The organism is Streptomyces sp. NRRL B-1140 (assembly GCF_001280065.1).
GTDB lineage: Bacteria > Actinomycetota > Actinomycetes > Streptomycetales > Streptomycetaceae > Streptomyces.
Genome location: NZ_LGEA01000060.1, coordinates 1 through 251, shown reverse-complemented (window position 1 = coordinate 251; position 251 = coordinate 1). Strand labels below are relative to the sequence as shown.

The following is a 251-nucleotide window of genomic DNA, read 5'->3' as shown; positions in this document are numbered from 1 at the left end:
AGCTGTCGAAGGTGGGACTGGCGATTGGGACGAAGTCGTAACAAGGTAGCCGTACCGGAAGGTGCGGCTGGATCACCTCCTTTCTAAGGAGCACTTCTAAGCCGGTCCTTCGGGGCTGGTTCAGAGGCCAGCATGCGAGCGAACGTCTCGCACTGGTTGCTCATGGGTGGAACGTTGACTACTCGGCACGATCCAGGATGGATCAGGCGCTAGTACTGCCCTTCGGGGCGTGGAACGCTGATCTGGTCAAC

The 251-nt window shown here is 59.0% G+C and carries 1 rRNA gene; it reads left to right on the top strand.

From position 1 onward, the window contains the following. A 16S ribosomal RNA gene (locus ADK65_RS08435) occupies window positions 1-83 on the top strand; the annotation flags it as partial. Window positions 84-251 lie beyond the last annotated feature (168 nt).